The 19,730-nt window shown below is 60.8% G+C and carries 22 protein-coding genes; 8 read left to right on the top strand and 14 right to left on the bottom strand.

What is annotated here, in order from left to right; translation table 11 throughout:
* On the top strand, positions 1-798 hold a 798-nt coding region (locus Q8L50_RS06930; RefSeq protein WP_305347930.1), incomplete at its 5' end, for a 5-methyltetrahydropteroyltriglutamate--homocysteine S-methyltransferase.
* Between the two features lie 256 nt (positions 799-1,054).
* Here Q8L50_RS06930 and Q8L50_RS06925 read toward each other — a convergent pair.
* A complete protein-coding gene (locus Q8L50_RS06925) occupies positions 1,055-1,363 on the bottom strand; it encodes a hypothetical protein (protein WP_305347929.1) in 309 nt (102 codons plus the stop codon).
* Positions 1,364-1,751: 388 nt separating this feature from the next.
* Here Q8L50_RS06925 and Q8L50_RS06920 point away from each other — a divergent pair, with 388 nt between their 5' ends.
* Both Q8L50_RS06920 and Q8L50_RS06915 read left to right on the top strand, forming a co-directional pair.
* The gene (locus tag Q8L50_RS06920; protein ID WP_305347928.1) at positions 1,752-2,780 is read left to right on the top strand and encodes a dienelactone hydrolase; all 1,029 of its coding nucleotides are present in this window, start codon (positions 1,752-1,754) and stop codon (positions 2,778-2,780) included.
* A gap of 172 nt (positions 2,781-2,952) precedes the next feature.
* A complete protein-coding gene (locus Q8L50_RS06915; RefSeq protein WP_305347927.1) occupies positions 2,953-3,174 on the top strand; it encodes a hypothetical protein in 222 nt (73 codons plus the stop codon).
* Positions 3,175-3,220: 46 nt separating this feature from the next.
* Here Q8L50_RS06915 and Q8L50_RS06910 read toward each other — a convergent pair whose 3' ends face one another.
* Entirely contained in the window at positions 3,221-3,457 is a 237-nt protein-coding gene (locus Q8L50_RS06910) for a hypothetical protein (protein ID WP_305347926.1), read from the bottom strand.
* A 242-nt stretch (positions 3,458-3,699) separates the two neighbouring features.
* On the opposite strand from Q8L50_RS06910, the gene Q8L50_RS06905 reads away from it, so the two are divergent.
* From Q8L50_RS06905 to Q8L50_RS06895, 3 genes are all read left to right on the top strand, one after another.
* On the top strand, positions 3,700-4,773 hold the full coding sequence (locus Q8L50_RS06905) for a DUF2806 domain-containing protein (protein WP_305347925.1): 1,074 nt from the start codon (positions 3,700-3,702) through the stop codon (positions 4,771-4,773).
* 130 nt (positions 4,774-4,903) lie between these two features.
* A complete protein-coding gene (locus Q8L50_RS06900; protein ID WP_305347924.1) occupies positions 4,904-5,458 on the top strand; it encodes a hypothetical protein in 555 nt (184 codons plus the stop codon).
* Between the two features lie 50 nt (positions 5,459-5,508).
* Entirely contained in the window at positions 5,509-6,354 is an 846-nt protein-coding gene (locus Q8L50_RS06895) for a hypothetical protein (RefSeq protein ID WP_305347923.1), read from the top strand.
* A 104-nt stretch (positions 6,355-6,458) separates the two neighbouring features.
* Here Q8L50_RS06895 and Q8L50_RS06890 read toward each other — a convergent pair whose 3' ends face one another.
* Complete coding sequence (locus Q8L50_RS06890) at positions 6,459-6,650, bottom strand: glutathione binding-like protein (protein WP_305347922.1); 192 nt, start codon at positions 6,648-6,650, stop codon at positions 6,459-6,461.
* Between the two features lie 68 nt (positions 6,651-6,718).
* On the opposite strand from Q8L50_RS06890, the gene Q8L50_RS06885 reads away from it, so the two are divergent.
* Complete coding sequence (locus Q8L50_RS06885; protein ID WP_305347921.1) at positions 6,719-7,648, top strand: GIY-YIG nuclease family protein; 930 nt, start codon at positions 6,719-6,721, stop codon at positions 7,646-7,648.
* A 44-nt stretch (positions 7,649-7,692) separates the two neighbouring features.
* Here the strand turns inward: Q8L50_RS06885 and Q8L50_RS06880 are convergent, their stop codons facing one another.
* Positions 7,693-8,328 carry a glutathione S-transferase family protein gene (locus Q8L50_RS06880; protein ID WP_305347920.1) on the bottom strand — a complete coding sequence of 212 codons (636 nt, stop codon included), beginning with the start codon at positions 8,326-8,328 and terminating at the stop codon, positions 7,693-7,695.
* Between the two features lie 92 nt (positions 8,329-8,420).
* Between Q8L50_RS06880 and Q8L50_RS06875 the strand changes: the two genes are divergently transcribed.
* The gene (locus Q8L50_RS06875) at positions 8,421-9,965 is read left to right on the top strand and encodes a glycine betaine ABC transporter substrate-binding protein (protein WP_305347919.1); all 1,545 of its coding nucleotides are present in this window, start codon (positions 8,421-8,423) and stop codon (positions 9,963-9,965) included.
* Positions 9,966-10,070: 105 nt separating this feature from the next.
* Here the strand turns inward: Q8L50_RS06875 and Q8L50_RS06870 are convergent, their stop codons facing one another.
* The 10 genes from Q8L50_RS06870 to Q8L50_RS06825 all read right to left on the bottom strand — a co-directional run bounded on the left by Q8L50_RS06870 (position 10,071) and on the right by Q8L50_RS06825 (position 19,709).
* Entirely contained in the window at positions 10,071-10,943 is an 873-nt protein-coding gene (locus Q8L50_RS06870) for a nucleotidyl transferase AbiEii/AbiGii toxin family protein (protein WP_305347918.1), read from the bottom strand.
* Positions 10,940-11,545 carry an AbiEi antitoxin N-terminal domain-containing protein gene (locus Q8L50_RS06865; protein WP_305347932.1) on the bottom strand — a complete coding sequence of 202 codons (606 nt, stop codon included), beginning with the start codon at positions 11,543-11,545 and terminating at the stop codon, positions 10,940-10,942. Before Q8L50_RS06865 ends, Q8L50_RS06870 begins: the two co-directional genes overlap by 4 nt.
* A gap of 191 nt (positions 11,546-11,736) precedes the next feature.
* A complete protein-coding gene (locus tag Q8L50_RS06860; protein WP_305347917.1) occupies positions 11,737-12,714 on the bottom strand; it encodes a tripartite tricarboxylate transporter substrate binding protein in 978 nt (325 codons plus the stop codon).
* Between the two features lie 37 nt (positions 12,715-12,751).
* Complete coding sequence (gene glxR / locus Q8L50_RS06855; protein WP_305347916.1) at positions 12,752-13,639, bottom strand: 2-hydroxy-3-oxopropionate reductase; 888 nt, start codon at positions 13,637-13,639, stop codon at positions 12,752-12,754.
* A 38-nt stretch (positions 13,640-13,677) separates the two neighbouring features.
* On the bottom strand, positions 13,678-14,460 hold the full coding sequence (garL, locus tag Q8L50_RS06850) for a 2-dehydro-3-deoxyglucarate aldolase (RefSeq protein WP_305347915.1): 783 nt from the start codon (positions 14,458-14,460) through the stop codon (positions 13,678-13,680).
* A gap of 18 nt (positions 14,461-14,478) precedes the next feature.
* Entirely contained in the window at positions 14,479-16,047 is a 1,569-nt protein-coding gene (garD, locus tag Q8L50_RS06845) for a galactarate dehydratase (protein ID WP_305347914.1), read from the bottom strand.
* Positions 16,037-16,855 carry an amidohydrolase family protein gene (locus tag Q8L50_RS06840; RefSeq protein ID WP_305347913.1) on the bottom strand — a complete coding sequence of 273 codons (819 nt, stop codon included), beginning with the start codon at positions 16,853-16,855 and terminating at the stop codon, positions 16,037-16,039. Before Q8L50_RS06840 ends, garD begins: the two co-directional genes overlap by 11 nt.
* A gap of 4 nt (positions 16,856-16,859) precedes the next feature.
* The gene (locus Q8L50_RS06835; protein WP_370869761.1) at positions 16,860-17,855 is read right to left on the bottom strand and encodes an NAD(P)-dependent oxidoreductase; all 996 of its coding nucleotides are present in this window, start codon (positions 17,853-17,855) and stop codon (positions 16,860-16,862) included.
* A 35-nt stretch (positions 17,856-17,890) separates the two neighbouring features.
* Positions 17,891-19,174, bottom strand: a complete 1,284-nt coding sequence (locus tag Q8L50_RS06830; RefSeq protein ID WP_305347911.1) for a TRAP transporter large permease — start codon at positions 19,172-19,174, stop codon at positions 17,891-17,893.
* Between the two features lies 1 nt (position 19,175).
* Positions 19,176-19,709 (bottom strand): TRAP transporter small permease, encoded by a 534-nt coding sequence (locus Q8L50_RS06825; protein WP_305347910.1) that lies wholly within the window; start codon positions 19,707-19,709, stop codon positions 19,176-19,178.
* Positions 19,710-19,730: the final 21 nt, after the last annotated feature.

The raw sequence follows: 19,730 nt of genomic DNA, 5'->3' as shown, positions 1-19,730 counted from the left end.
GTCGACAAGGTGCGCCACGTCAAAGACATCCAGCTCGCCGACTTCCAGTACCTGCAAAGCCAGGTCAGCAAGGGCAACACGCCCAAGGTGACCATCCCCTCGCCGACCATGCTGCACTTTCGCGGTGGCCGCGCCGGCATCAGCAAAGAACATTACCCCGAGCTCGACCCCGCGTTTTACCAGGACGTGGCCAATGCCTATGGCGACGAGCTGCGCAGCCTGGCAGCCGCCGGTTGCACCTATGTGCAGATGGACGACACCAACCTGGCCTACCTGTGCGACGAAAAAATGCGCGAAGCCGCCCGCCAGCGCGGTGACGACCCCAATGAGCTGCCACACCGTTATGCCAAGTTCATCAACCTGGTGGTGGCGCAAAAACCGCCCGGCATGTTGCTGGCCATGCATTTGTGCCGCGGCAACTTCAAAAGCACCCACGCCGCCAGCGGCAACTACGAGCCGGTGGCCGAAGCGCTGCTCAAAGAGATGAACCTGGACGCCTACTTCATGGAGTACGACGACATCCGCAGCGGCGACTTCAAGCCCCTGCGCTACCTGCCCAAAGGCAAAACCGTGGTGCTGGGCCTGGTGACCACCAAGTTCGGCACGCTGGAAGACAAGGACGAGCTGAAGCGCCGCATCGAGCAGGCCGCCAAATACGCACCGCTGGAGCAACTGGCGTTGTCACCGCAGTGCGGTTTCAGCAGCACCGTGCACGGCAACGACATCGCCGTCGAAGCCCAGCGCACCAAGCTGCGGCTGGTGATTGAGACGGCGCAGGAGGTTTGGGGTTCGGCTTGATCAGCGTTTAACGGTTCACTGAGAAAAAAGCCGCTGGTGCCTGCCAGCGGCTTTTTTCATGAGCAAATCGGGCTGCAGGCCTTGGCAGAAATGCGCAAGCAGCTATCAAGTAAATAGCAAATTCATCCACGCTCAAGCCATGTACGAAGCCGACGTCAGTGTGTCTTCACGCGCGCACCGGCCAGCTCTGCACCAATGCACGCGTACGCCTGCGTATCCGGGGTCTCCATTCAGCGCCCGCACACCGCAACAAGGCCTAAGCCCGCTCAAAATCCTCGCGCCACTGCACCTGCGTTTTTGCGAACAGCTTCGGAATCAGCACCACATGGCCCTGTCTGATATCGCCGCTGCGCAGGCGGAGTTTGACGAAATACTCCTGAATGTTTTCGTCTCGTAGCGGGCTTTTGCCGCGCCCATCAAAGTCATGGACATCACCCAGTTCAAGCAGCACAGCATTCTGGTTGCGCGCCCACGTCGACAGAGTTTTTTTGCTGGCTGAGCGGGTCAGCAGCCAGCACAGCAGCATGATGACAACGATGACGGCGGGCACGACCCAGTGCTTCATGGCAATTCAGCCTCGGTGGTTTACGGGCATGGCCTCAAGAGGCCGGAAGACAGGGGTATCGACTCATGAACTCAATACCTGCGCACGCATACTACCCCGAGACCCGTTTCTGTCCAAATGCTGCTGGCAGTTCTTATGCCAGATCAGCCCCAGCCCCTGCCAGACGTGCGCAAGCAGCTATCAATTAAATAGCGTCAGACCCAGCCACCGGCGCCGTCGCGCGCCCGCACCACGCGGCTACCCGGCGCCAGACGTACACCTTTCATCCGCATAAATCAGCATCTCGCGCCGCTGTCCCGCCGTTCCGTCGCATTCCACCCCAGCGCCGTCCTTTGCGCACCTACCATCGCCTCCAGTTGCAACCCCCTCAACACCACCGGAGCTCAACATGTACCTGTCACCGCGCCCCATCACTCTCGTTTTTTGCAGCCTGCTTCTGACGGCGGCCCAAGCCATGGCTGCACAAGCCGGCTGGCGCCAGATCACCATTGCCGGCACCCCGGCAGACCCCGCGCCCATCGTGGCGGCCCTGTATTACCCCACGCAGGCAGACGCGCGCACCATCGCCATGGGGCCGTTTACTGTGAACGTGGCCATGCGGGCCGCGCCCGAGGCCAAGGTCAAGGGCCTGATCCTCCTGAGTCACGGCACCGGTGGCAGTGAACTCGCGCACAGTAGCCTGGCCGAGGCGCTGGCGCAGCAAGGCTACCTGGTGGCCGCATTGCGCCACCCCGGCGACAACTGGCAGGACCGCTCCTTGCGTGGGGGCAGCCTGGAGCGTTATGTCACCGAGCGGCCGCGGCAGGCTTCGCGCGTGATCGACGCCTTGCTGCGCGACCCGGACTGGAAGGACCGCATCGCCAGCGACGCCAAGGGGCCACGTATCGGCGCCTTGGGGCATTCGGCCGGTGGCTACACCGTTCTGGCCCTGGCGGGTGGCCGGGCCGAGCCGGCACGCTTCGACACGCACTGCAGCGCCGCGCGGGCCGCTGACCCGATTTTTTGCAGCACAGGCCAGGCGATCGCGCCCGGCACCCCCAATGCCGCCGCTTCGCCGCCCCTGCCGTCTTTGACCGATACCCGCGTGCGGGCTGTGGTGGCCATGGCGCCCATGGGGGCCTTGTTCAATGCCGCTTCGCTGGCACAAATCCGCATCCCTGTGGCGGTGTACGGGGCGCAGTTGGACCGCTTTCTGGTGCCGCGCTTTCATGCCGAATGGGTTGCCGCGAATGTGCCCGGTGTTGACATGCACCGGGTGCCCAATGCCTGGCACTTCGCGTTTCAGGACACGCCCACCATGGCCATCCCGTCCGAAGACGGCGACCTTGGCGCCAACCCGCCGGGCTTTGACCGCGCTGCGTTTCTGGGCCGGTTGCAGCGTGAGCTTCCTGCGTTTTTTGACAAGGCATTGAACTGACCGCCGGCCCTTACGGCATCTACACAATCAGCTATCAAAACACTAGCGACCAAGCGTCCGTACTAAGCCTTGTTGACCGCCACTGCCGCCCGTATCAACGCCTTGAAGGCCGCTTCGATCTCTCTAGCGTTCGCAGGGGAAACCAAAGAGAATTGCGGAGGGAGTGGATTCGATGGACGATTGGCTGCTTTTCTTAGTTGCGGTTTTGCTGGTGGCACTCGGCCTCGTGGTGCTGTGGATATGGTCAATGGTGAGCGCAGCAAAAAACGGCAAATGGGTATGGTTCGTTCTTATCCTCATCTTCAGCCCACTCTGCCTGCTGTACCTTCTATTTGCAGACAAGCGCCCGCCTGCTTCGTCAGAGCCACCGCGCGTTCGGCGCGAGCCGACTTAGGGGGTCGCGATGGTCATAGTGCTTAGATGAACCCAAGCAAGCTCGACTAAGCAGCCCGCGCCACCCAGCGCCCGCGCGGCCCAGCCGGCGCAGGACTGTCGGTGACGCGCTGACTTGGCTGCTCGGGCGTCATGTGGTGCGGCACCCCGCCTTGCAACTTGGCGTATGGGTCGGGGGAGGAAGGGGCGACCGGCAGGGAGTGGTGGGCGCCGGAGTGTTGTTGGGCGCGGGCGGCGCTTGCTGCGAAGGCGGCTGCGGCCAGGACTAGGTTTCTGCGTTGCATGTTGGGCTCTCCACAAATGACTTTTCTGCGTTTGCTCAAACTTGCTTTTTAACCGCCGCGGTAGCGACTAACGCGATGACCGGAGCGTACCCGAGTCATCAAAAAGGCGCACTTAAGAGCTGTTTAGACCGTTGAAGCCTAAGGTGCAGGGCAACGTTTCGCAACTGTCCCAATTCGGCCGTTTATGGACTGCCAGAGCCGTAACTTATAAGATGAAGCAAATTTGACAAAGAAAGACCTATATGGGATGGCCTGGTGAAGACCTGCTAATACGTCTGGTAGAACTTATTGAAAAAAGTGGCACGGGGCTGATACGACCTTGGCAAATAACCAGGACATCCTCCGCAGAGACTGCGGCTACAGCACATCGACTCATAGCTATAGCTGCGGCTGAGGCGCAAATTGTAAAGTTAAAAGAGACCGCTCAAACTCGCTCCAGCGCAACGCTGTTGATTGAAGGTGATCCAGTTAATTCACCAACAACGAAGGTAGAGCCCATTTTTGACATCGTTGATTTTGAGCAGCGAATCACAACCACTCAAAAGTTGGAATATCTAAGGAAAGAAGTCAACGTTGAAAAAGCAATCACACATGCAGAAAAGCTGTTGAGAGAAGACCCAAGTATCCCGCCCGAGAAAGAAATTGATACGGATTGGTTTTATCGCTGGAGAGACTCAGCAGGCGGAATGTCGTCTGAGTCGATGCAGCAACTTTGGGGTCACGTACTGGCAGGAGAACTGAAAGCGCCTGGGGCATTCAGCTATAGAACCATGGACTTTCTTCGGAGCATTTCCCAGGATGAGGCGGACCTAATTGAACGATTGGCGGCAGTTACAACAGAAAAAGGTTATGTCATCTATGGGCGAACATGGGCAAAGTTGGGGTTGCCGGAAGAAATAAAAAATGGGCTTCCGGGAAACGAGTTATCTATGCTTGAGGAGTTAGGTATTCTTTCTGGGGTCTCCACGATGGGATACAGGGACAATGCCCCACCTTTCCCAGCACCAGATGGCAGATATTTGCATTTGTTGGTGGTGTGCCAAAACAGGGGACTCATAGCGTACACAACCGACCCAACAAAAACCACGAAGCTTAGTTTTTATCAGTTAACAAAATTGGGTCGAAGTCTGATGTCCCTCATTCAGACCCCGGCAAAAGAAACCTTTCTTAGGAGCCTCGGTGAGGTACTGGCCCGAGCAGACTTCAAGGTGTTCATTGCTGACATCATCGACACTCCCACGTCCAGAGCTGGTGAAAACGAAGTGGAAATATTTCCGCCAACGGCTGAGATAGTGGGAAGTCCTCCCGATGCTTAGTGCCCAGGTAGGTCTTGATGTGAAGTTGCGGCTAGTGGGACTGGACGGTGTGAATACAATCTCAATCAGACACCGTCCGCTTGCAATCTCATAACCGAGAGGGTCGGCTATCGAAAGGAATTAAGTCAACATGACACGAACTGATTTCGCCAAGGCGTCAATTGATGACTGCCAATTGACGATAAGAGCTTTAGACGTCAAATGCGGGGCTATTCTGGTCCTTCTGTTGGCCCCCCTAACCGGGGCAGGCAGCATATTCGACTCATTGGAGTCAATTGAACCGCGAGGTTGTGGCTATTTCCTGGGGGCTCTTTTCTTCGGTACGTGGGCTGTGTCTCTCCTGTCCTTAATAAGGGGATTGGCACCATTGGATAACCCTTCGCTCCATATCTTGGACCATAAAAATTTTACTGGGACTTTTTATCGCGGAGGTTTGTTCAATTTTGGTTATTCGGATGCACTGCTGAGGCGGTCAGTCATCGCTTCGCTTAAGAAGGTTTCAGATGCAGTGGCGGAGCTCCCGAAAAACGACGCAGAAATATTGAATGAACTAACTTTTGAGCATATGAAGCTCTGCTATATCCGCGAAGTAAAAATTCGATTGTTGCGTTGGGGCATTGGGTTCGCGGAAGTCTGGGTGCTGACTGGCTGCGTTATTTACCTATTTGCAAGATACGGTTCCTAGAGGCTTCTATGTCATTAAAGAGGGTCCGAGAACTATTAGATCGACACTTCATGGAAGCGTCAGATGCGCTTGTTGAGAAAGCTCCGTCAGACTTAAAGAGAGGTGAAGGGACAAATAAACCATTCTTCATCATGAAGATCGATCTCGTTGGGTCCACAAGATTGCTTTTGGGAAAACGTCATGCGACTTATCTAAAACTAGCCCATACTTTTCTCTCGACTGTGGACCGAATCACGCAAGACTACGGCGCAGATGAACAGCAAGTTGAATACGCAGGGGACGGTTTGTTCGCTTACTTCCCCGCCAAGGCCGGCGCGGCAGAAGAAGTGCTAACTGCTGCGTTCTATGCCAAATCTGCCGTAGACATGATGGGAGTTCTGGGAGGTTCAGTTGGTGACTTAAAGCCAAAATGCAGGATCGTCATTCACTACGACACCCTAACAGTCGCAAGAATTGGGCCTCGTGCTGGCTCAATACTTTCTGCAATTGGAATGCCAATACATAGAGTAGCCAAGCTAGAGGAAAAAATTGGGTCAGGCGTTGGACGCGCCACCCCCGAGTTTCGGTCACAACTTCAACGCGAGAACTGGAAATTCTTGTCTCCAGTTTACGTGGAAGAGAAAATTCCCATTACTCCAGCTCCGGCACCGGCACCGGCAAGCTTCGCCTTTAGCCCCGATCCAAATAGAAATAGCCTAGCAGCAATGCTGGGCGTAACGACTTCCCCGCCGCCCGCTCCCGGCTTGATGAACAGTATATTTTCACCATCTCCAAACAGTTTGGCAGCAGCTTTGGGCGTCACCTCAGCAGCCCCCAACATCCCTGCATATCGCATAGAAAGGAAAGTCGTGGGGTACGACCTATCTTGGGGCATTTTGGCCAAAGCTTTGAGTTGACCCTCTGGAAACCCGCTAGATACTTGCTTTGATGAGGATGCAAGGCCATCACCCTCTTACGTGCCATGCTCTCTTGCAGCACAACCAAGCGACTAGCTAGTGGCTTACAGCACGCGATTCAACCTCACCCCAAACCCCCGCCCCACCCCATCCCGCGCCATCATCCCCCTGCACCAGCGCAACACGTTCGAGAAATCCGCCAGGTCGATCTTGTGCCGCTCGTGCCGCCAGACCCAACCGACGATGGCGAAGTCGGCTATCGAGATTTCTTCGCCTGCGGAAAAGGCGTAGTCCATCAGACGGCGGCCCAACTCAAACTCAAGCCGCTAGGTTTACATCCCATGCCTGGCAACGATAATGGGCTATGACGCAACGTCCACGCACCATTCAAATATTTCTGCCTGCAGGCGACCCACGGGGTATCAGAGTTGCAGCACTCACGACGAACATCGTGCAAGTCATCGAGGTACCGCGCCCATTGATGTCACAGTTCTTGCAGATGCCCGAATCGCGGCAAGTCGGCGTCTACTATCTGATCGGCGATGACGAAGAGAAGGATCGGCCAGCCGTCTATATTGGTCAGACTGGCGCGCTAGGGAAAAGACTGAATGAACATGATCTTGATCCGAAGCGGGAATTTTGGAACCGGGCTCTTGTAGCTATTTCTCTCACGCATAGTCTTACCCAAACCCACGCCATGTACCTTGAGTGGCGCGGGATTCAACAAGCCAACTCGGCCCAGCGTTATTTGGTTGAAAACGGAAATGCCGGCTCCAAACCGCACACGCCAGCGTGGCTCGAAGCGGACTGCCAGGAAATTTTTGACACCATTCGTACGCTCGTAGCAACGATGGGGCAACCTGTTTTTGAGCCACTTGCAACTCGCCGTGACGTGATGGATGGGCCAGGCGGCGCACACTTGGAAATTGCCACGAAGCCCGATGCGCAAGTCTCAGTTCGTTGTAAGGGTGCCGGCGTTGAAGCGGTAGGTGATTACACCGAAGAGGGCATGGTGATTCTTAAAGGTTCTCGTGCCCGCGCAGACGTTGCAAAAAGCATGATCCCAATGTCTGCTGGAAAGAATAGGCAACGCCTGATTGATATTGGCGATCTCAGATTAGACGGTGAGTCCTACGTGTTCCAGCGAGATGTGCTTTTCGGATCCCCTAGCGGAGCCTCTGACGTCGTACTGGGTCGCAGTTCGAACGGCTGGATGGAGTGGAAGGATTCCAGCGGGAAGACCCTCGACGAATTGAAACGCCAGAAGGCCGTGGCCACAGGTGTCTTACGCTGATATGCAGCGTGTACTCGGCGTGTCCTGAGCGGAAATCCCTTCTGCTAATCACCTTTCAACCCCACCCCAAACCCCCGCCCCACCCCATCCCGCGCCATCATCCCCCGGTACCACCGCAACACATGCGGAAAATCCGCCAGATCAACCTTGTGCCGCTCATGCCGCCAGACCCAGCCGACGATGGCGAAGTCGGCTATTGAGATTTCTTCGCCTGCGAAGAAGGCGTGGTCGGCCAGGCGGCGGTCCATCACGCCGTAGAGGCGTTGGGTCTCGGCCATGAAGCGCTCCAGGCCGTAGCGGCGGTCGGCTTCGTCTTTCAGTGCGATGAAGTGGTGCACCTGGCCGGGCATGGGGCCGAAGCCGCCCATCTGAAACATCAGCCACTCCATCACCGCCACGCGGGCGCGTGGGTCTTTGGGCAAAAATTTGCCGGTCTTTTCGGCCAGGTAGATCAGGATGGCGCCGGACTCGAAGACGCTGATGGGCTGGCCGCCCGGGCCGTCGGGGTCGATGATGGCGGGGATCTTGTTGTTGGGGCTGATCTTCAGGAAGTCGGGCGCGGTCTGCTCGCCCTTGGTGATGTCCACCACGTGCACTTCGTAGGGCAGGCCCATTTCTTCAAGCGCGACGCTGATCTTGCGGCCGTTGGGGGTGTCGAAGGCGTAGAGCTGGATGGTCATGGGGTGTAGGTTGGTTGGTTGGGTGCGTTTGGGTGGAATGCAGTCTGCCACAGGATGTTGGCAGCCGCAGCCGACGCGGCGATACTGGCGGCATGACGCCCCGCCGCCCTGCCCTCACCACCTGCATCGCCCTGCTGCTGGCCCTTGCCAGCAGCCTGGCCTTTGCCGCGCCGCCTGCCAACGACACGTTGCGCATAGGCTCCAAACGCTTCACCGAGTCTTACATCCTGGCGCAGGTGCTGGCGCAGACGGCTGCGCCGCACACACCCACGCCGCCCTCGGTGCTGCAGGGCCTGGGCAACACCGCCATTGTTTATGAGGCGCTGCGCTCGGGCAGCATTGACATCTACCCGGAGTACGTGGGCACCATCAGCCTGGAGATTCTGAAAAGCAAAACGCCGATGACACTGCAGGCGATGAATACCGCGCTGGCGCCGCTGGGCCTGGGTGTGGCGGTGCCGCTGGGGTTTAACGACGGCTACGCGCTAGCCATGCGTGAAGACAATGCGCAGCGCCTGGGCATCACATCACTGAGCGACCTGGCCAAACACCCTGCGCTCAAGCTGGGCCTGTCGAACGAATTCATAGGCCGGGCCGACGGCTGGAAGGGCCTGGCGCAGCAGTACGGCGCGCCGCAAACACCGGTCGCGCTGGACCACGGGCTGGCTTATGACGCGATTGCGCAGAAGCAGGTGGACGTGATCGACATCTACACCACCGACGCCAAGATTGGCCACCTGGGCCTGCGCGTGCTGACCGACGACAAGGCGTACTTTCCGCGGTATGACGCGGTGCTGCTGTACCGGCTGGATGTGCCGCAGCGCTTTCCCAAGGCCTGGGCGGCGCTGCAAAAGCTGGAGGGCAGCATCAATGAGACCGCGATGATTGCCATGAACGCGCGGGCCGAGCTGAAGGGTGTGGCGTTTGATGTGATTGCGCGCGACCATCTCACAGCCAAAGCGGGCGGCGCTTCTGCCGCAGCCAGCACCACACAAGACGCCGGCCAGCGCGGCTTCTGGGCCAAACTCTTCGGGCCCGATCTGGCGCGGTTGACGCGGCAGCACCTGGCGCTGACTTTGATATCGGTCGGCGCCGCAGCGCTGCTGGGTATTCCGCTGGCGGTGTGGGTGTTTCCGCACCCGCGCCTGCGCGCCGTGGTGCTGGGCGCCACCGGCCTGCTGCAAACCGTGCCGTCGCTGGCGCTGCTGGCCATGCTGATTTCTGTACTGGGCCTGATTGGTACCGTGCCGGCGTTGATTGCGCTGATGCTTTACGCGCTGCTGCCCATCATGCGCAACACCGTGACCGGCCTGGGTGAGGTCTCAGCCGGCCTGCGCCTGGCCGGGCAGGCGCTGGGCATGACGGCCGCCCAGCGCATGCGTGAGGTCGAGCTGCCGCTGGCCCTGCCCACCATCATTGCGGGTGTGCGCACCGCCACCTCAATTGCCATAGGCACGGCGACGATTGCCGCTTTTATTGGTGCCGGTGGTTATGGCGAGCGCATAGTGACCGGCCTGGCGCTGAACGATGGCGAGCTGCTGCTGGCCGGCGCCCTGCCCGCCACCTTGCTGGCGCTGCTCAGTGAGGCGCTGTTTGAAGGTGTGGAGCACTGGCTGCGGCGGCGCCGGGGTGTTTAGGCCGCTGCGCACCGCCAGCGCGCGGATTGCATGCCAAATCAGGCTGCAGCCCTTTGGCGACGGGCGTAAGCAGCTCCTGAATCAATAGCGGATTTGCATAAAAACTCAGGCGACCAGAGTCGCCTGTTGCAAGGCGGGCTGTAGCTTGACTCGCAAGGCAGTCACCAGCTCTTGCAGTGGCACGGGCTTCAACTGGTTCTTGTTCAGGAAGGCGCGCCAGAGTGCCTGGCGGGATGCATCGTTGGCAAACTCGTCGCTGAGCCCAATGGGCAGCGCCGCCGGAACGGGCATGGCGCGGCGCCTGAAGGTGGCAGCAATGGCTGTAGCCAGGATGGCCGAGTCCAGCGTCTCTCGCTCCAGCAGCACGGACAGGTCCAGGTAGTCCTTGAGCCGGCTGTTGGTCATGCCCAGCAAAGCGATGGCATGGAGTTTTTCGGCAATGACGGTGTAGACCGGGTAGGTTTGCAGCGTTGGGGCCGGAAAGTCGTCAAGCAGCACCGGATACCTTGCCGGCACCGGGCCGGGCGTGACTGCATCACCAAAGCCAATATCAACCTGCGCCTTCACCCTGGCTCCAGCCAGTTCACCAGAGATGAAAACACGAACTCCGGCGTAGCCGGCTTCTTTTCGAGTCGCTTGTGCAATGACGCTGGCCGGGTCAAAGCGGATACCGTCTTCGACGGCAACCGATGCAATGTCACTGAAAGTCTGCGTGATGGACGCCAGATCGCTGGCGCCAAAGCCCAGCAAGTCAACGTCGCGTGTGGGCCGGTGCGGCATGTCGTACCAGAGCGTGAACAACATGGCGCCTTTGAGCAGGAAGCGCTCGGCGTGGCTGGACTGGCTCAAGCGGTACAGCAGACGCTCCAGTGCGTAACGAACCAACATGCCATTGAAGTCTGACTGTTCAGCCTTTGCCCGGTTCAGCAGGCGCGCACGCACCGAAGCAGCCAGGTTTTGACTGGCGCTCTGGCTCACTCGATGGCCTCCAGGTAAGGCCGCATCACATTGGCCACGCGGCAAATCTTGGCGAAATGCCAGAGTGCGTCGGCAGATGCTTTTTGCTGTGCCCGTGCATCACGCAGGGCCTCAAGCGCCACGTCCAGGCCAATCTTGTTGCGGTGCTTGAAGCAGTCGGCCACGGTTTTCGCCACGCTGTACACCCGCAGCGGAACCCGATCACGCTCAAAGACTTCGATGCCCTCTGAATAGGCGTCGCCGGTGAACTGGACCATCTTCACAGGTGGGTAGTCGATCCTGGGGGCATGGCTACCGCGTGGCATGGCGATCCATACCTGGCGGGGCAGTTGGGTGGTCAGCCCATGAAACTGCAGGGCCGATAGCAGGCAAAACACCGCCTGTGGCACCTTTGCAGCAATCGTGGCAAGGGTTTCATGCTCCGACTTGTTGCTTCCCGGCAGCTGGTAAAGGCCTCGCCCCACCTTTTCAAGCTGGCCACTCGCCATGAGCCGGGTCAGCACCACACGCGCAACGCCGACGTCCCGGAGATCGCCCGGTCGCAGCATGCCCTTCTGGCGAGCCAGATCGAGGATGCGTTGGGTGTGGGTGTCGGCGCGCATGGTGTGCAGTATGTTCCATTTATTCGTCGATTGCAAACATTTGACGAATAAATGGAACATCGCCGTCTCAAATTGGCCGTATGAAATGCAAACTCACTCAATCTTCGGCCAATAGGCGGAGTTTAGAAGCCAAATTGGCCTGCGGCCCTTTAGCGACAGGCGTAAGCAGCTCCTGAATCAATAGCAGATTGTCAGTCCAGCTTGATGCCGGCGGCAGCCACCACAGAGGCCCAGCGCTTGCGCTCGTTGTTGAAAAAGGCGTCCTGCTCGGCCGGTGACATGGTGGACACTTCGGCGCCCTGCCCGCTCAGGCGGGCTCGGATGTCGGGGCTGCGGATGATTTTGATCAGCTCGGTGTTCAGGCGGTTCACGATGGGCTGCGGCGTGCCGGCGGCCACCAGCACACCTTGCCAGGTGCCGGACTCAAAACCGGTGATGCCTTGCTCTTGCAGGGTAGGCACATTGCCGATCAGCGGCATGCGTGTGGCTTTGGACACACCCAGAATCTTCAGCTGGCCGCTTTGCACAAACGGAAGCGTTGCCAGCATGCCGTTCATCAGCACCTGGGTCTGGCCGGCCACGGTGTCGTTGATGGCCTGCGAGCCGCCCTTGTAGGGGATGTACTGCCACTTGGCATTGCTGGCGCGCTCGACGGCCACACCGGCCAGGTGCGGCGCGCTGCCCATGGCGGTCACGGCAAAGTTGAGCGGCTTGGTTTGCGACAGCGCCACCAGCTCTTTGAGGTTGTTGGCGGGCACCGAGGGGTGCACCACCAGCAAGTGCGGCGAATAGGCCAGCATGGTGACGCCGCGCAAGTCTTTGCTCGGGTCAAAGGGCAGCTTGGTGTAGACCGAGGGGCTGATGGCCAGCGCGCCGGTGTCGCACAGCAGCAGGGTGTAGCCGTCGGGTGCGGACTTGGCGACCAGATCGGCGCCGAGGTTGCCGTTGGCACCGGCGCGGTTCTCCACAATCACGGGCTGCTTGAGCGCCTCTGACAGCGCCTGACTGATGGAGCGGCCAATGATGTCGGACGAGCCGCCCGGCGGGTAAGGCACGATCAGGCGGATCGGTTTAGACGGCCAGGCCGCGGGTTGCGCCTGAACGCCGGAAGCAGCGGCCAGGCCCAGGGCCACGGATGATGCGAGAACCTTGCGGCGGTTGATGGTCATGGTTTGTCTCCTGAATTTGTTTTGAAAATGGCTCTGCTTATGCTTTGGCGACTTCGTGACCAGCCATCAGCTCCAGTGCACGCACCAGGGCCGAGTGGTCCAGGTCCTGCATGCCGTTGGCGCTGCAGACCTGCATCAATTGCGCCGCGCTGGCGGTTTGCGGCAAGGCCACGCCCAGGCTGCGCGCGCCGGCCAGGGCCAGGCCCAGGTCTTTCTGGTGCAGGCCGATGCGGAAACCCGGGTTGAAAGTGCGCTTGATCATGCGTTCGCCGTGCACTTCCAGAATGCGCGAAGCGGCAAAACCGCCCATAAGTGCCTGGCGCACCTTGGCCGGGTCGGCGCCGGCCTTGCTGGCGAACAGCAGGGCTTCACCGACGGCGGCGATGTTGAGGGCAACGATGATCTGATTCGCCACCTTGCAGGTCTGGCCGTCGCCGTTGCCGCCGACCAGGGTGATGTTTTTGCCCATCAGCTCAAACAGCGGCTTGACGCGCTCAAACGCGGCATCGGGCCCGCCGATCATGATGGTCAGGCTGGCGGCCTTGGCGCCGACCTCACCGCCGGAGACCGGCGCGTCGAGGTAATCGCAGCCCAGGGCGTTGATCTTTTTGGCAAAGTCCTTGGTGTCCATGGGCGAGATCGAGCTCATGTCGACCACGGTTTTTCCCTTTGACAAACCGGCTGAAACACCTTTGTCGCCAAACAACACCTTGGCCACATCGGGGGTGTCGGGCAGCATCATGAAAATGATGTCGGCCTTTTCAGCCACCTCTTGCGCCGAGGCGCAGGCGACGGCCTTGCCGGTCAGCAGGTCGGCAGGCACCTTGCTGCGGGTGCTCAAGAAAACCTCGTGCCCCGCCTTGATGAGGTGCGCGGCCATGGGTGCACCCATGATGCCCAGACCGATAAAACCCAGCTTGCTCATGTCTTGTCTTTCGTGTTGCTAAAAAATCAGGTGCGGTATCAGTTGCGGTATTTGTCGTGCAAGGCCTGCGTGGCGGCGCGGAAAACGCCCAGGTCACTGCCGACACCGACAAAGGTGGCGCCCATCTCCATGTAGCGGCGCGCGTCGGCTTCTACCGGCGCCAGGATGCCTGTGGGTTTGCCATGCGCTTTGGCATCGGCAAACACGGCGGCAATGGCGGCCTGTACTTCGGGGTGGTTCGCATTGCCCAGATGCCCGAAACCGGCTGCCAGGTCGGACGGGCCGACAAAAATGCAGTCCACACCGTCGAGCGCCGCAATCTCGCGCGCGGCGGCCACACCAGCCCGGCTTTCAATTTGCAGCATCACGCAGATGTGGTCGTTGATGGACTTGAAGTAATCAGGCACCGTGCCATAACGGTTGCTGCGCTGCGACACCGACACGCCGCGTATGCCCAGGGGCGGGTAACGCGTGGCGGCCACGGCGCGTTTGGCTTCTGCCACGCTTTCCACAAAGGGCACGAGAAAGTTGTAAAAACCGGCGTCGAGCAGGCGCTTGATCTCGACCTCGTTGTTGGACGATGGCCGCACCACCGGCGCGCTGGCACTGTCTTTGAGCGCCATCAGCTGAGGGATGAAGGTGGTCACGTCGTTGGGCGAATGTTCACCGTCCAGCAAGATCCAGTCAAAACCGGCGACGCTCAGCACCTCGGTGGTGATGGCGTTGGACAGCGAGGACCAGCAGCCAATCAGCTTTTTGCCGGCCAGCAAATCGCGCTTGAAACTGTTGGGGAAGGATTGGTAAGGGGTGGCGTGGGTCATGGTTGGTCTTCTGAGGCGTCAGGTAATGGGGGCGGGGTTGAACAGCACCAGCGCGTTGTGTATCTTCCAGTGTTCAGCCCAGGTTTTTTTGCGGCCGCTGGCTACTTCGAGCATCAGGTGAAACATCTCCCAGCCCACGTCGGCGATGCTGGCTTCACCATCGGCAATGCGGCCGGCGTTGATGTCCATCAGGTCGTGCCAGCGTGTGGCCAGGTCGGTGCGTGTGGCCACCTTGATGACCGGCACCGCAGCCAGACCATAAGGCGTGCCGCGGCCGGTGGTGAACACGTGCAGATTCATGCCGGCTGCGAGTTGCAGCGTGCCGCAGATGAAGTCGCTGGCCGGCGTGGCCGCGTAGATCAGGCCTTTTTGCTGGAGCTTTTCACCAGGGGCCAACACACCGCTGATGGGCGCGCTGCCCGACTTGACGATGGACCCCATGGCTTTTTCAACAATGTTGGACAAACCGCCCTGCTTGTTGCCGGGCGTGGTGTTGGCGCTGCGGTCCACCAGGCCTTTTTTCAGGTAAGCGTCGTACCAGGCCATCTCGCGGATCATGGCCTCGGCCACCTCGGGCGTGCTCGCGCGTGATGTCAACTGGTCAATGCCGTCACGCACCTCGGTGGTTTCAGAAAACATCACGGTGGCGCCGGCACGTACCAGCAGGTCGGTACAAAAGCCAACGGCAGGGTTGGCGGTGACGCCCGAAAACGCGTCGCTGCCACCGCACTGCACACCGACCACCAGCGCGCTGGCGGGCACTGGCTCGCGGCGCCGGGCATTGAGCCGCTCCAGGTGCGGCAGCGCCGCCTCAAGAATGGAATCAATCATGGACATGAAGCCCACATGTTTGTCTGCCTGCAGGCAGACCACGTCGAGTGCGGCATCGGCGCTCTGGCGCTCATCCACAATCGCAAAACTGCCCGGTGGCAGCAGCCGCTCGGGCTGCAGCTTCTCGCAGCCCAGGCTGACCACCAAAACCTCACCGCCGAAGTTGGGGTTCAGGCTGATGTTGCGCAGGGTGCGGATGGGGATGATGGCGTCGGGCGCGTCAATGGCGACACCGCAGCCATAAGTGTGTTCGAGGCCCACCACATCGTCGACGTTGGGAAATTTCGGCAGCAGCTCGGCCTTGATGCGTTTGACGGCGAAGTCGACCACACCGGCCACACATTGCACCGTGGTGGTGATGGCCAGGATGTTGCGGGTGCCCACCGTGCCGTCGGCATTGCGGTAACCGTCGAAGGTATAGCCCTCCAGCGGCGCCATGGCAGGCGGCTTGACGGTGGCGATGGGCAAGCCGTCCAGCGAGCGGGCTGCGGGCATTTGCAGCAAGCGCTCATGCACCCAGCTGCCGGCGGGGATGTCTTTGGCGGCGTGGCCTATGACCACGTTGTAGCGCCGCACGGCCTTTCCCTGGGCAATGTCGGCAAGCGCCACCTTGTGGCCCTGGGGCACCTTGTCGCGCAGCGTCAGGCCATCGGGCAGCACAGTGCCTGCACCCAGGCCGCCGTCATTGGCCACGATGGCCACGTTGTCGGCCGCGTGCATGCGGATGCACAAAGGCGCCCTGGGTTCAGAAGCCATAAAGCGCCTGTGCGTTGTCAACAAGAATGCGCTGCCGCGTCGCGGCCGAGGGCGCCCACGCACTCAACAGGTCCAGCATGGCGGCGTCATCCGGCAACGGGTTGCGGTTGGGGTGCGGCCAGTTGCTGGCCCACAGGCAACGCTCGGGGTAGGCGCGTGCCAGCTCGGTGGCCAGCAGGCTCACGTCGTCAAAGGCCGGCGGTCCGCTGCGCGAGCTTTCATAGGGCGCCGACAGCTTGATCCAGCAGCGCCCGCTGTCCATCAGCGTGCGCAAGGCGCCAAACGTCTCGGCGTCCGTCACGGGCGGTGGCATGAATTTGCCGATGTGGTCGATCACCAGCGGAGTAGGCAGGCGCGCCAGTCGGTCCAGGTGCTGGGGCAGCTCGCAGCCGTTCAGTTGCAGGTTGATATGCCAGCCCAGCGGCTGGATGCGGGCTGCGACGGACTCCAGTGCCTCCCAGGGCAGAACGCCGCCGCCGGCCATCATGAAGCGCACACCGCGCGCGCCGCCGGAGTGCAGGGCCTGCAGCTCGTCGTCGGCGGCTGCAGCGTGCACCGTCACGACAGCGCGGGCCGCGCTGCCCAGCTCTGTGATGGCCGCCACCGCAGCCATGGTGCAGCGATTGTCAAAACCATACACCGTGGACTGCACCACGACCACCCGACCGATACCCAGCGACCGGTGCATGGCCATGAGGCTCTCCACCCTGGCCACCGGCGGCACATAGCTGGCCCCCGGGGCCAGCGGGAAGGCCGGGTCAAAAACATGCACATGGCAGTCGCACAGCGAGGAAGTCAGGGCGTCCATGGCTTCAGGCTTGCGCCCGCTCCTGCATGCGTGTGGCCTGCGCGGCATTGACAGCGCCCTGCGGAATGCGGCCCTGCAAAATGGCGACCGTCTGCGCCACGGCCTCCAGCGCCTGGTGCTCGATGGCCGCAGGTGTCAGGCCGCCGATATGGGGCGTGGCGATTACCTTGGCGTGGCGGGCCACTGCGGGTGAGGGCATCTGGTCGGGCGCGCGGCCCACATCCACCGCCGCGCCGGCCAGATGGCCGGCGTCCAGCGCGGCCAGCAGTGCCGCTTCATCGACCAGGTTGCCGCGCGACGCATTGATAAAAAAGGCGCCCTGCTTCATGGTGGCGAACGCTGTGGCGTTCATGAGGTTTTCAGTGGCCGCGTTGGCGGGCGCCAGGCACACCACATGGTCGGAGGTAACCAGCAGTTCGTCCAGGCTGACCTGTGAGATACCGGCAAGGTCTGCTTGCGCCAACGGATCGGCCACCACCACCCGCATGCCCAGGGCGAGCGCCAGCGGGCACAGGTACCGGCTGATCTGGCCGTAGCCGATCACGCCCAGCGTGGCACCGCGCAGCTCGCGCCCCATGCGTACGCTCGCCTCGTGCCCGCTTTGGTATTGCAAGGTAGATGCACTGATGCCACGGCTTAAATCAATCATCACGCCCAGCACCCATTCCGACACCGACGCCATGAAGCCCGCGCTGGCCTGCGTGACCAGCACCCCATGCATACTGGCAGCGGCCACGTCGATGGTGCGGATGTCCATGGCGCAACGCACCACAGCACGCAATTGAGGCAGCGCACCAAACACCGCCGCGCTGACCGGCGTCTGGCGGTAGGCCAGAACAACATCACAACCCTGCGCGGCCCGGACCAGCGCATCGCCGGCCAGGTCGTTGTCCAGCGGATTCAGGCGCACCTGCGCCACCTGCTGCAATTGCGCCAGCGCACGCTCACCCAGGTACATGGCCAGACGCGGCACCGGATGAGTCACCAGCACCGTGGGCAGTTCGCCTGAGGCTGTGCCGTGCATGCGCTTGAACTTCAGACGCCCACCGCGCGCGGCAGCCACATCGAAATGGCGGGCACATAGGTGACCAGCACCAGCACAAACAGCAGGATCACGAAGAACGGGCCCATGGCCCGCACGACCTGCTCGATGCGCAGCTTGGCCACCGCGCTGCCCACAAACAGCACCGCGCCCACGGGCGGTGTGATCAGGCCTATGCCCAGGTTGACCATCATGATCATGCCGAAGTGCACCGGGTCCACGCCAATGGCCTTGACCACTGGCAGCAGGATGGGCGTGAGGATCAGGATCAGCGGCGCCATGTCCATCAGCGTGCCCAGCGCCAGCAGCATGATGTTGATCATGGCGAGGATCACGTAGCGGTTGTCGCTCAGCGTGGTGAAGGCCGTGGTGATCTTCATGGGGATCTGCATCAAGGTCATGATGTAGCCAAAGCTGGCCGCAAAACCGATCAGGATCATCACGATACACACCGTCTTGACGGTGCGGTGCATGAGCTTGGGCAAGTCGCCCCACTTGTAGTCCCGGTAGATGAACATGGTGACAAAAAATGCCCAAACCACCGCGATGGACGCCGACTCTGTGGCCGTGAATACGCCCGACATGATGCCGCCCAGGATGATGAACATGGTCATCAAGCCCCACAGGGCATCACCGCAGATGCGCAGTGCCTCGCGCAAAGGGATGAGCCTGCCCTTGGGAAAGTTGCGCTTGCGCGCCACGTACAGACAGTACACCGCCAGGCTCAGGCCCAGCAACAGGCCGGGGAACACACCCGCCATGAACAGCGCCGCGACCGATACCGAGCCGCCCGCGGCCATGGAATAGATCACTGCGTTATGGCTGGGCGGAATCAGGATGGCCTGCACGGAACCGCTGACGGTGACAGCCGTGGAAAAGTCGCGCGGATAACCTTCTTTTTCCATGGTCGGAATCAGCACGGAACCGATGGAGGCGGTGTCCGCCACCGACGAGCCCGAAATGGCACCAAAAAAAGTGGACGCCAGGATGTTGACCAGCGACAGGCCGCCGCGCACAAAACCGACCAGCACACCGGCAAACGCCACCAGCCGGCGCGCCATGCCGCCTTCGGCCATGATGGCCCCGGCCAGCACAAAACACGGGATGGCCAGCAGCGAAAACTTGTTGACCCCGCTGGCGATCTGGATCATCACGCCGTCCAGCGGCAAGTCAATCCATAAGGCGCCCACGAGTGCCGCCAGGCCCAGCGCGTAGGCCACGGGCATGCCAATCAGCATGAGCAGCACAAAACTGCCCAGGAGTATCAATGCATCCATCTCAAACCGCCTCTGCTGACGGGCCGGCCGCCTCATGGTCAAAACAAACAACAGGCCGCTGGTGCTGGCTGCCCATAAAGGCTTTCTCCAGCACAAACACGAGCGTCAGCAAACTCCCCAGGGGCAGCGGCAGGTAGGTCAGGCCCACCGGCAGCCAGGGCATGTCGGCCAGCGACTGGTTCATGGTCTCACCGACCAGCTTGCCGCCCCAGACGATCACAAACAGGCAGATGGCCACCATCAGCAGGTCGACCAGCCGCGCGCAAACCAATTGCGCGGACTCCGGCAGGCGGTCGGTCAGCATGCCCACGGCAATGTGGGCGCCCGCACGGTAGGCCGCCGCGGCGCCAACGAAGGTGAAGGTCACCATCAGCAACACGGCGACAGGTTCGGGCCAGTGCGAACCCGTACCCAGCACGTAGCGCGCGAAAACGCCCCACGGGATGATCAGGCTCATCAGAAAGATGGACAGCCCGGCCACCCAGATGCAGGCCAGGTACACGCCGTCCAGGAGGCGAGAAATCGTGTTGTTCATGATGACGCGGCGCTAAGGCTT

The organism is Polaromonas sp., from assembly GCF_030680935.1.
Lineage (GTDB): Bacteria > Pseudomonadota > Gammaproteobacteria > Burkholderiales > Burkholderiaceae_C > Polaromonas.
The sequence above is the reverse complement of the archived record's forward strand: the minus strand, read 5'-3'. Positions and strand labels throughout refer to the sequence as shown.

Coding starts and splice junctions, on each gene's coding strand:
- Q8L50_RS06925 (WP_305347929.1), bottom strand. CDS start 1,363: ATGAAGCACTGGGTCGTGCCCGCCGTCATCGTTGTCATCATGCTGCTG.
- Q8L50_RS06920 (WP_305347928.1), top strand. CDS start 1,752: ATGTACCTGTCACCGCGCCCCATCACTCTCGTTTTTTGCAGCCTGCTT.
- Q8L50_RS06915 (WP_305347927.1), top strand. CDS start 2,953: ATGGACGATTGGCTGCTTTTCTTAGTTGCGGTTTTGCTGGTGGCACTC.
- Q8L50_RS06910 (WP_305347926.1), bottom strand. CDS start 3,457: ATGCAACGCAGAAACCTAGTCCTGGCCGCAGCCGCCTTCGCAGCAAGC.
- Q8L50_RS06905 (WP_305347925.1), top strand. CDS start 3,700: ATGGGATGGCCTGGTGAAGACCTGCTAATACGTCTGGTAGAACTTATT.
- Q8L50_RS06900 (WP_305347924.1), top strand. CDS start 4,904: ATGACACGAACTGATTTCGCCAAGGCGTCAATTGATGACTGCCAATTG.
- Q8L50_RS06895 (WP_305347923.1), top strand. CDS start 5,509: ATGGAAGCGTCAGATGCGCTTGTTGAGAAAGCTCCGTCAGACTTAAAG.
- Q8L50_RS06890 (WP_305347922.1), bottom strand. CDS start 6,650: ATGGACTACGCCTTTTCCGCAGGCGAAGAAATCTCGATAGCCGACTTC.
- Q8L50_RS06885 (WP_305347921.1), top strand. CDS start 6,719: ATGACGCAACGTCCACGCACCATTCAAATATTTCTGCCTGCAGGCGAC.
- Q8L50_RS06880 (WP_305347920.1), bottom strand. CDS start 8,328: ATGACCATCCAGCTCTACGCCTTCGACACCCCCAACGGCCGCAAGATC.
- Q8L50_RS06875 (WP_305347919.1), top strand. CDS start 8,421: ATGACGCCCCGCCGCCCTGCCCTCACCACCTGCATCGCCCTGCTGCTG.
- Q8L50_RS06865 (WP_305347932.1), bottom strand. CDS start 11,545: ATGCGCGCCGACACCCACACCCAACGCATCCTCGATCTGGCTCGCCAG.
- Q8L50_RS06860 (WP_305347917.1), bottom strand. CDS start 12,714: ATGACCATCAACCGCCGCAAGGTTCTCGCATCATCCGTGGCCCTGGGC.
- glxR (WP_305347916.1), bottom strand. CDS start 13,639: ATGAGCAAGCTGGGTTTTATCGGTCTGGGCATCATGGGTGCACCCATG.
- garL (WP_305347915.1), bottom strand. CDS start 14,460: ATGACCCACGCCACCCCTTACCAATCCTTCCCCAACAGTTTCAAGCGC.
- garD (WP_305347914.1), bottom strand. CDS start 16,047: ATGGCTTCTGAACCCAGGGCGCCTTTGTGCATCCGCATGCACGCGGCC.
- Q8L50_RS06840 (WP_305347913.1), bottom strand. CDS start 16,855: ATGGACGCCCTGACTTCCTCGCTGTGCGACTGCCATGTGCATGTTTTT.
- Q8L50_RS06830 (WP_305347911.1), bottom strand. CDS start 19,174: ATGGATGCATTGATACTCCTGGGCAGTTTTGTGCTGCTCATGCTGATT.
- Q8L50_RS06825 (WP_305347910.1), bottom strand. CDS start 19,709: ATGAACAACACGATTTCTCGCCTCCTGGACGGCGTGTACCTGGCCTGC.